The organism is Rhabdothermincola sp. (genome assembly GCF_036846205.1).
Lineage (GTDB): Bacteria > Actinomycetota > Acidimicrobiia > Acidimicrobiales > Acidimicrobilacustridaceae > Rhabdothermincola.
In genome coordinates this window covers 22,939-29,106 of the sequence record NZ_DAIUCK010000030.1, presented here as the reverse complement: position 1 = coordinate 29,106, position 6,168 = coordinate 22,939, and the positions used below count along the sequence as shown (strand labels likewise).

At 69.3% G+C, this 6,168-nt stretch carries 5 protein-coding genes; all 5 read left to right on the top strand.

Annotated features, from left to right (window positions below):
- On the top strand, nt 1-400 hold a 400-nt coding region (locus tag V7004_RS06465), incomplete at its 5' end, for a tRNA guanosine(34) transglycosylase Tgt (protein ID WP_334142855.1).
- Between the two features lie 93 nt (nt 401-493).
- The gene (gene yajC / locus V7004_RS06460; RefSeq protein WP_334142854.1) at nt 494-823 is read left to right on the top strand and encodes a preprotein translocase subunit YajC; all 330 of its coding nucleotides are present in this window, start codon (nt 494-496) and stop codon (nt 821-823) included.
- A 4-nt stretch (nt 824-827) separates the two neighbouring features.
- Nucleotides 828-2,663, top strand: coding sequence for a protein translocase subunit SecD (secD, locus tag V7004_RS06455; RefSeq protein ID WP_334142853.1), 1,836 nt, complete (start codon nt 828-830; stop codon nt 2,661-2,663).
- Nucleotides 2,660-3,781, top strand: a complete 1,122-nt coding sequence (gene secF / locus V7004_RS06450) for a protein translocase subunit SecF (RefSeq protein ID WP_334142852.1) — start codon at nt 2,660-2,662, stop codon at nt 3,779-3,781. The genes secD and secF overlap by 4 nt, the downstream gene beginning before the upstream one ends.
- 133 nt (nt 3,782-3,914) lie before the next feature.
- Nucleotides 3,915-6,137, top strand: a complete 2,223-nt coding sequence (locus tag V7004_RS06445; RefSeq protein ID WP_334142851.1) for a RelA/SpoT family protein — start codon at nt 3,915-3,917, stop codon at nt 6,135-6,137.
- Nucleotides 6,138-6,168 lie beyond the last annotated feature (31 nt).

The window sequence follows — 6,168 nt, the reverse complement described above, 5'->3', positions numbered from 1 at the left end:
CCTGCCGATGGGGCAGGTGCGCTACCTGATGGGTGTGGGTGACCCGCTGGGCATGATCGAGGCCATCCGTCTCGGTGTCGACCTCTTCGACTGCGTGCTGCCCACCCGGCTGGCCCGGCACGGATCGATCCTCACCTGGACCGGTCGGATGAACCTGCGCAACGAGCGCTACGCCCGCGACCCGGCCCCGCTCGACCCGGAGTGCGGGTGCGAGGTCTGTGCCCGCTATTCGCGTGCCTACCTCCGGCACCTGCTGCGGGTCCAGGAGCCCACCGCCCCCCGGTTGCTCACCCTCCACAACCTGTCGTGGACCTTCGCCCTGATCGACGAGTGCCGCCGAGCCATCACCGCGGGCACCCTCGAGGCGCTTCGCGACCGGGTCGCCGACCACTGGGGGTGATCGAGGAGCCCGGGGGACGGGGCCGAAGTGGCCTGCAGGACGGGCTGGGCTAACCTGCTCCACGCCCGAGTTCGCCCATCCCCCCGGATCCTCATGGCCACCATCATCTTCCTGGTCCTCTTCGTCTTGATGTGGGTGGTGCTGATCGTTCCCCGCCAACGCGAGCTGAAGCGCCACCAGGCGCTGATGACCCAGCTCGCCGAGGGGGACGAGGTGATGCTGGGATCGGGTGTGTACGGCACCATCACCCACCTCGAAGACGACCTCGCCCGGCTCGAGGTCGCCCCCGGGGTGGAGATCAAGGTGGCCAAGCGTGCGATCGCGGCGAAGGTCGAGGGTCCCGGTGAGCCGGCTGCCGCCGACGAGGCGCAGCTGGACCTGACCGGCGACCCCATCGAGCGCAACGACCCGACGGGACGGTAGCCCCGTGCGGCGCCGGCGTGGTCTCGCCTCCCTCATCGTGTTCGTGGCCGTGGCGCTCGGCGCGCTCGGCTACACGTTCGCGGTCGGCAACAGTCCCCTGCTCGGTCTGGACCTGCAAGGCGGAGTGTCGGTCGTGCTCCAGCCGAAGGAGCAGGTCGACAGCGACGCCCTGGACCAGACCATCAAGGTGATCCGCCAGCGGGTCGATGCGCTCGGCGTCGCCGAGCCGGAGATCACCCGCCAGGGCAACACCGTCCTGGTCCAGATCCCCGGGGTCAAGGACAAGGACCGGGCCATCGAGCTCGTGGGGCAGACCGCCGAGCTGCGGTTCCGGCCGGTCCTCGCCCAGTACGCCCCCACCCCACCGGCGAGCGAAGACGGTGGAGCAGTGCCATCCGACTCGACCGTCCCGGCTGACCCCAACGCCACCGCTCCGGTCGATGCCGGTTCCGCCGGGCAGCAGGGCGACGGATCCCCAGGGGCTTCTGATCAGCCGGCCACCACCGACTCATCGATCAGCGAGCCCGCGCCGAACTCGACCGAGGCCGGCCTCGGCGTGCGCGGCGCCGCGCCGGGTGAGCAGGCGCTCGGGCGCCAACCCGGCGACGGGCTCACCGACACCGGTGCGCCGACCGACTCCAGCCCGAGCACCGTGGTGGGCGACGGAGCAGTGGCCACCGACGGCTCCGGCACGGTCACCACCGGCGAGCCCGGTGCGCCGTCTGCGACCGGGCTGCCCTCCCTGCCTCCCGACGTCTGCCGTACCGGGGTACCGAGCGACCAGGATCTGCCCGATCAGCAGGTTGTGCTCCCGCAGTGCGATCCCCGCACCGGCGAGCTGGTGGCGGTGTACCAGCTCGGTCCCACCCTCCTCACCGGCGACGCGCTGGAGACGGCCCGGGCCACCCTCAGCTCGCAGGGCAAATGGGTGGTCAACCCGGTGTTCAAACCGGGTGCTGACGGCATCGACAAGTTCAACGCCGCGGCCAGCCAGTGCTACAGCGGAGGCACCACCTGCCCCGCTCAGGGCGGGGGCAGGGGCCGGTTGGCGATCGTGCTGGACGGGCGGGTGGTGTCCGCTCCCTCGATCAACGAGCCCTCGTTCAGCCGCGACCAGATCGAGATCTCGGGGGACTTCAACGAGCGCACCGCCCGGGACCTGGCCACCGTGCTCAAGTACGGCGCGCTGCCCGTCGAGCTGGAACGCCAGCAGGTCCAGATCGTCTCGGCCACCCTCGGGCGTGACGCCCTCACCGCCGGGCTGTGGGCCGGCCTGGTCGGCTTCGGCCTGGTCACCCTCTACATGGTGGCGTTCTACCGGTTGCTCGGCGTGCTGGCGATCGTCAAGCTCAGCCTGGAGGCCGCGTTGCTGTGGTCGATCATCTCCTACCTGGGGGAGAACAACGGGTTGGCGCTGACCTTGGCCGGCGTCACCGGCCTGATCGTCTCCATCGGCATCTCGGTCGACTCGAACGTCGTCTACTACGAGCACATGAAAGAAGACGTCCGCCACGGGCGCACCGTGCGCTCGGCGACGGACAAGTCCTTCGTCTCCGCGTGGAGCACGATCGTCAAGGCCGACGTCTCCTCGCTGATCGCCGCCGGGCTGCTCTGGTGGCTCACCGTGGGGCCGGTACGGGGCTTCGCCTTCTACCTGGGACTCTCCACCCTGCTCGACCTGATCGCGTCGTACTTCTACATGCGACCCGCGGTCGGCTACGTCACTCGCAGCAGCCTGGCGGCCCGCAAGCCACGCTGGTTCGGGCTCCCGGCGCCGGAGGCCGAGCCGGGCGCGACCCCCGCCGTGCCCCCGCGGGAGAAGGCGACGGTGGGGACATGAGCGGCGCCGGAGGTGGCCTCGCTCGCCTCATGCGGGGCGAGACCCAGATCGACTTCCAGCGCTGGTGGGTTCGCGGCCTGGTGTTCTCGGCGGTGCTGCTGGTGGCCAGCCTCGGCTCCCTGCTCACCCGTGGGCTGAACCTGGGCATCGACTTCAAGGGTGGGGTGTCGTTCGAGCTTCCCGCCCCCGGGGTGTCGGTGGCCGCGGCCAGGGACGCGCTGGCCGGCATCGGGCAGGCAGGGGCCAAGATCCAGGTCGTCGGGGACGGAACGCTGCGGGTGCAGGGACCGACGGAATCGCCGGAGAAGTCCGCCGAGACCCGGCAGGTCCTCGCGGACCTCGCCGGGGTGAACCCGAGCGAGGTGAACGTCAGCGAGGTCGGCCCGTCGTGGGGGGACGAGATCACCCGGTCCGCGGTGCGGGCACTGGTGATCTTCCTGGTCGCGATCCTCGTCTACCTGTCGCTGCGGCTGGAGTGGCCGATGGCCCTGGGCGCGTTGGCCGCGGTGACCCACGACGTGCTGGTGAGCGTCGGGGTGTACTCGATCTTCCAGTTCGAGCTCACCCCGGCAACGGTGATCGCCTTCCTGACCATCCTCGGCTACTCGATCTACGACACCATCGTCGTGTTCGACAAGGTGAAGGAGAACGAGGGTCGCGTCGGCCTGTCGGGGCGGATGACCTACACGGAGATGGTCAGCCTCTCCATGAACCAGGTCATGCCCCGTTCGCTCAACACCACCATCACCTCGATCATGCCGGTGATCTCGATCCTGGTCGTGGGGTCCTGGTGGCTCGGGGCGGTGACTTTGCAGGAGTTCGGTCTGGCGCTCTTCGTGGGGCTGCTGGCCGGTGCCTACTCGTCGATCTTCGTTGCCGCGCCCACGCTGGTGGCCATCAAGGAGCGCCAGCAGCGGTACCGCTCGATCCGGGAGCGGGTGCTCGCCAGCCGGACGTCATCCCGGGGTCCCGTCGAGGAGGAGACGCCAGCCACGCCGGAGGCGGCGTCCGCCGCGGCCCGCGCATCGTCCTCGCCCGGCCGTCCTGCCGGGGCGAGCGCGGTCACCTACAGCGGTGCGATCCCACCCCGCCCCCGTAAGAAGGGCAAGCGGCGCTGAGCAGCGGCGGCCTCGTCGCCCGCGCGGGTCCGATTGGGGCCTGTTGACCGGCGGAGCGGGTCTGCGGTGCAGGTGGCGTTGGGCCCTACCATGGTGGGGGTAGTGCTGGTACGCAGGAGGAGGTAGCGCGCGAGTGGCCACCGTCGATCGGGTGCTCCCGTGGCGCCGCCACAGCGCGCCCCCGTCGGAGGAGGTCGCCCCGCTCGTCGCCGCCTACCGCGAGCACCACCCCCGGGCGTCCACCGCGACCATCGCCCGGGCCTGCGAGGCGGCCGCGGCAGCGCACCGGGGCCAGACCCGCAAGTCGGGCGAGCCGTACGTCACCCACCCGGTGGCGGTGGCCAAGATCGTCGCCGAGTTGGGCCTCGACGACGTGACGATCGCCGCTGCGCTGCTCCACGACGCGGTCGAGGACACGGGCATGACCCTTGCCGCCATCGAGTCCGACTTCGGCGAGGAGGTGGCCGCCATCGTTGACGGGGTCACCAAGCTGGACCGCATCAAGTTCGACTCGAAGGAGGCCCAGCAGGCCGCCACGATGCGCAAGATGCTCGTGGCGATGGCCAAGGACCTCCGGGTCCTGATCATCAAGCTCGCCGACCGCCTGCACAACATGCGCACCATCGCGGCCATGCCGGCGTGGAAGCAGGAACGCACCGCACAGGAGACGCTCGACATCTACGCCCCACTCGCGCATCGACTGGGTATGCAGGACATGAAGCAGCAGCTCGAGGACCTGGCCTTCGCCGCCCTGCATCCGAAGCGCTACGCCGAGATCGACCACATGGTCGCCACCCGCACCCCTGAGCGGGAGATCTATCTGTTCCAGGTCGTGGACGAGGTGCGGGAGCGGTTGAAGGAGCTGCGCATCACCGCCGAGGTGACGGGCCGACCGAAGCACTACTGGTCGATCTACGAGAAGATGGTCGTGAAGGGCAAGGAGTTCGACGACATCTTCGACCTGGTCGGCATTCGGGTGCTGGTCGACACGGTGAAGGACTGCTACGCCGCGCTCGGTTCGATCCATGCGACGTGGAAACCGGTGCAGGGCCGGTTCAAGGACTACATCGCCATGCCCAAGTTCAACCTCTACCAGTCGTTGCACACGACGGTCGTCGGTCCGCAGGGCAAGCCGCTCGAGGTACAGATCCGCACCAGGGAGATGCACAGCCGGGCCGAGTACGGGGTGGCGGCTCACTGGAACTACAAAGACAACCACGCCTCGACCGCGGACCTGGCCTGGTTGAACCGGATCGTCGACTGGCAGCGCGAGACCGAGGATCCGGGCGAGTTCATGGCCAACCTGAAAGTCGACCTCGAGCAGGACGAGGTGTTCGTCTTCACCCCGAAGGGCCGGGTGATCACCCTGCCCAAGGGGGCCACCCCGGTGGATTTCGCGTACGCCATCCACACCGAGGTGGGCCACAGTTGCATCGGCGCCCGGGTCAACGGGCGGCTGTCACCGCTCGACTCGGAGCTGCAGTCCGGCGACACGGTGGAGATCTTCACCTCCAAGGTCGAGGGCGCAGGCCCGTCGCGCGACTGGCTGAAGTTCGTGGCCACGCACCGCGCGACGAACAAGATCCGCCAGTGGTACTCGCGTGAGCGGCGCGAGGACGCCATCGAGAGCGGTCATGAGGACTTGATCCGCGCCATGCGCCGGGAGGGCCTGCCGGTGCAGAAGATCCTCCAGTCCAGGGTGCTCGACGAGGTGGCTGCCTCGTTGAACTACGCGGACCTCCCCGCGCTGAAGGCCGCCATCGGCGAGAACCACGTCTCGGCCAAGTCGGTGGCCGAGCGGGTGCGGCGGCTCCTGCAGGATGTCGACCCGACCCGCGAAGAGCAGTTGCCGGTCACGGTGCGCGAGCCACGCAGGCGACGCAGCACCGGGGTTCGCTCAGGCGTGCACGTGGAGGGCCTTGACGACCTCATGGTGCGGCTGTCGCGCTGCTGCACACCGGTGCCTGGCGACGAGATCATGGGGTTCGTCACCCGCGGTCGGGGGGTGTCGGTGCACCGCACCGACTGTGCCAACGCCATCTCGCTCTCGATGGGCCAGGCGGACCGGCTGATCGACGTCGAGTGGGACAACGAGACGGCCGGTACGTTCGTGGCCTCGATCGAGGTGAAGGCGCTCGATCGGTCCCGGCTGCTCCGAGACGTGAGCGCCGCCCTCGCCGACCACCACGTGAACATCATCGCCTGCAACACGGTCACCGGCTCGGATCGCATCTCGAAGATGCGGTTCGACTTCGAGCTGGCCGACCCGTCACACCTCGACTCGTTGATCAGCTCGATCAAACAGATCGACAGCATCTACGACGCCTACCGCGTGCTGCCCGGCAAGGGTGCATAGCGCTCGAGCCGGCACGGGTCCCCGGCGAGGA

What these genes read in the sequence shown, in the direction of transcription:
- yajC (WP_334142854.1), top strand. Translation starts at nt 494, where the DNA reads ATGGCCACCATCATCTTCCTGGTCCTCTTCGTCTTGATGTGGGTGGTG.
- secF (WP_334142852.1), top strand. Translation starts at nt 2,660, where the DNA reads ATGAGCGGCGCCGGAGGTGGCCTCGCTCGCCTCATGCGGGGCGAGACC.